This is a genomic window from Cobetia sp. SIMBA_158 (genome assembly GCF_046566945.1).
GTDB classification, from domain to species: Bacteria; Pseudomonadota; Gammaproteobacteria; order Pseudomonadales; family Halomonadaceae; genus Cobetia; species Cobetia amphilecti.
The window spans coordinates 1-234 of the sequence record NZ_JAWJYL010001133.1; the positions used below are offsets into that span (position 1 = coordinate 1).

At 61.5% G+C, this 234-nt stretch carries 1 protein-coding gene; it reads left to right on the plus strand.

Translation table 11 applies throughout. From position 1 onward, the window contains the following. Window positions 1–38 precede the first annotated feature (38 nt). Window positions 39–234, plus strand: a 196-nt coding sequence (locus R2R70_RS23285) for a hypothetical protein (RefSeq protein WP_410979387.1), incomplete at its 3' end; no start/stop codon positions are given.

A 234-nucleotide genomic window follows, 5' to 3' on the forward strand; every position in this document is an offset into this window, starting at 1 on the left:
CGGGCAGCACGCCTGGCGGCAAGCTCAAGGAGAACTCGATGATTGCAGTGAAGTTGCGACAGGTATTGCTGACGACGGCCGTATTCGGCGCATTGCTGGCGAACGCGCCGGCCCATGCCGATACGACCCGTCTGGTCGAATCCGCATCCGGGCGTGTACCGGCCGTCACGGTCGGCCCACAATACGATACGACGAACGTATGTGTCGCGCCGGAAGATTTCGACCGCTTTACCT